We start from the raw sequence: 2,749 nt of genomic DNA on the forward strand, positions 1-2,749 counted from the left end.
GATCTACACCTCGGCGACCGACCGGGGCAACCTCGCCCATGCCCGGCTCTTCCCGGGCTCGGGGAACTCAGGATTGCTCGTCACCGAGGTGAAGAAGCGGGCGATGCGTCTTGCGGACGGCGCCGACCTGCTGCTCGCCGACGGCCCGCCGGGGATAGGCTGCCCGCTGATCGCGACGATCAGCGGTATGGACGCAGTCCTCGTCGTTACGGAGCCGGGGGTCTCGGCGCTCCACGACCTCGAACGGCTTGCGACCGTCTGCCGCCGGTTCGGCGTCCGGATCTTCGCCGCGATCAACCGGTTCGACCTCGCCGGGGATATCTGCGCCCGGATCGAGGATTACTGCACGCGAGAGGGGACTGTGGTGGCGGGGAAGATCCCGTTCGATTCGTCGGTGGTCGACGCCGTCCGGAACGGCCGCCCTGCGACCCGGGGCGACTCGGCGGCGGGGGATGCACTCCGGGCGCTCAGAGATACTCTCTTTGCCGAACTCGGGCTCTCCTGAGCCCGCCGCTTTTTTCCCGTGAACCGCTCCGCTCCGGATAAATGGGATGTCACCGGACGTGCGCGAAAAAAAGAGAGTTTATTGGTTTAGAACCGGGGTTTTCTGTGCTTCGGGAGGCAGTCCTGGCAATACACGGGTCTGCCTTCGGTCGGCTTGAAGGGGACTTCGCACTCTTTGCCGCAGTCCGAACAGATGGTCTTTGTCATTTCACGGGGGCCGCCGAAGTTTCTGGGACCGCCAAAATTTCTGTTTCCTCTATTATAATCCATTGGATTGCTCATGCAGATAAGAACACTGCCTGTAGAAGTATGAGTGTATAGTATATAATGTACTTCATCGACCCGGAAGGGGGGAGGGTGATCGGGATCCTATCTGCGGCGACCTCCCGGCTTGCCTGTATAAAGCGGACTTCGGGACCTGAGAGGTTGCAGAAACATGGCTGCTGGACCGATTTCTATTCCTGCATACACTTCCGGGTGATGTGAGAGGCGGAAAGGATTCCGCGCGGTTAATCATCGGGGCGTTTCCGATCAGGCGTTGCCGCAAGGAGCGAGCGAAGTTCCGGGAGTTGTTGCGTCGGGATAAACCAGACCGTCTCGAGGTCGACACCGAAATAATGATGGATGACGATATTTCTGACCCCTACAATCCTCTTCCATGGGATCCGGGGGTATTTTGTCCGAACAGGCTCGGGAACCTGCCCACAGGCCTCTCCGATGATCTCGAGGTTCCGGATCACCGCGTCGATGGTCTTCTGATCGCGGGAGAAGTCCTCTTTTGAGTATCCTGCGGTGTACCCCAATACGTTCGATAGCCTCCAGGATATCTCCGATCAACAGGGCTTCGTCACGTTTAGACATACCGCCTCCGCGTCGACAGCATGCATGAGCCGCGGCTGCCGGGCAATCCCACCCTTCAGCGCGAGATCTACAGGGAGACCGAGGATCCTCTCCAGGTCCTCTTTGAGGTCCACGACATCCCAGTCGATCGGCTCGTCGAGCTCGATCAGGATGTCGAGATCGCTCCCTGCGCTCTGCTCGTTCCGCACATACGAGCCGAAGACCCCGATCTCCCGGACGTGATACCGCTCCCGAAGGTACGGCTTCACTCTTGCGAGCGCGTCGATAATCGACCGCACGGTCCAGTGGGAGGGAATATCTTCAGGCTTTTTCGGCACTTTTGGCCTCCTGAAGAGGTGATAGGATGGGGAGACGGTTTAACTTTCGGGGGTGAAGGGGGCGGAGCGGGAAGTTCCCGGTCTTCAGGTCGGGGATGAAAGCGGCGTCCCCTTCCCAATTCACTTTCACCCCGCATGGATAACGTCTATCTCGTCCTCCAACGTATTTGCAGCGTCGATGCTCCTCTCCTACAAGTACCGGGCGTATCCCGGCGCAACCACCGAGACACGGCTGAACGGTGCGCTCGATACCTGTAGGTGGCTCTACAACACACTTCTCGAAGAATGTACTACCGCGCGGGAGCACGGGATCACTCCGACGATGCGAGGAACACAGGCGCGGATCGTCACGCTGAAAGAGGAGAATCCATCTCTGAAGGGCGTGTACTCCAAAGTGCTCCAGATGGTGAACTATACCCTCTGGAGTAACATCGCTGCTCTCTCCCAGACACGGAAGAGAGGACGGAAGATCGGCAAACTCCGGTTCAAGAGCGCAGTCCGGTATCGGACGCTCAACTACAACCAGTCCGGGTTCAAGATCGACCGGGAACACGGCACAATCACGTTCTCGAAGATTGGAACAATCCCCTTCACCCTGCACCGACCCTACACCGGGAAGGTGAAGGGTATTCTGATCACCCGTTCCGGTGATAGATGGTACGTGATCGTTCAGGCAGAGCAGGAGGTCTCCGAACCGAAGAGAGAGGGACGGTCTGTCGGTATCGATGTCGGCCTGAACGCGTTTGCAGTCGATAGCGATGGTGCGGTGATCGAGAATCCCCGGTTCTATGAGCACTCACTTGACCGGATCAAGAAGTTACACCAGAGTATTGCCCGGAAACAACGGTTCTCGAAAAACTGGACGAAGGCAAAAAGCAAACTGGAGAAGGTTTATGATCGTATCACGAGCCAGAAGAACGATTTCCTGCACAAACTTTCGCGTCGGTACGTTGATACCTATGCAACGATCTGTGTTGAAGACCTGAATATCAAGTATCTGAAAGAGAGCGGCAACTCTCCGGGACTGCACAGGAGCATTCACGATGCTTCATGGGGACGATTCTATG

The 2,749-nt window shown here is 57.6% G+C and carries 5 protein-coding genes; 2 read left to right on the forward strand and 3 right to left on the reverse strand.

Annotation, left to right across the window (positions count from 1 at the left end; translation table 11 throughout):
- On the forward strand, positions 1-505 hold a 505-nt coding region (locus tag L21_RS03890; protein ID WP_463508164.1), incomplete at its 5' end, for a P-loop NTPase family protein.
- A gap of 86 nt (positions 506-591) precedes the next feature.
- On the opposite strand, the gene L21_RS03895 is transcribed toward L21_RS03890, so the two are convergent.
- From L21_RS03895 to L21_RS03905, 3 genes are all read right to left on the reverse strand, one after another.
- Positions 592-786 carry a CxxC-x17-CxxC domain-containing protein gene (locus tag L21_RS03895; protein ID WP_054847721.1) on the reverse strand — a complete coding sequence of 65 codons (195 nt, stop codon included), beginning with the start codon at positions 784-786 and terminating at the stop codon, positions 592-594.
- A gap of 227 nt (positions 787-1,013) precedes the next feature.
- Positions 1,014-1,307, reverse strand: coding sequence for a HepT-like ribonuclease domain-containing protein (locus tag L21_RS03900; protein WP_256712237.1), 294 nt, complete (start codon positions 1,305-1,307; stop codon positions 1,014-1,016).
- A gap of 30 nt (positions 1,308-1,337) precedes the next feature.
- Complete coding sequence (locus L21_RS03905; protein WP_218600626.1) at positions 1,338-1,682, reverse strand: nucleotidyltransferase family protein; 345 nt, start codon at positions 1,680-1,682, stop codon at positions 1,338-1,340.
- Between the two features lie 178 nt (positions 1,683-1,860).
- Here L21_RS03905 and L21_RS03910 point away from each other — a divergent pair.
- The coding region (locus L21_RS03910) for an RNA-guided endonuclease InsQ/TnpB family protein (RefSeq protein ID WP_074369196.1) at positions 1,861-2,749 on the forward strand (889 nt) is incomplete at its 3' end.

It is taken from the genome of Methanoculleus chikugoensis (assembly GCF_900095385.1).
GTDB classification, from domain to species: domain Archaea; phylum Halobacteriota; class Methanomicrobia; order Methanomicrobiales; family Methanoculleaceae; genus Methanoculleus; species Methanoculleus chikugoensis_A.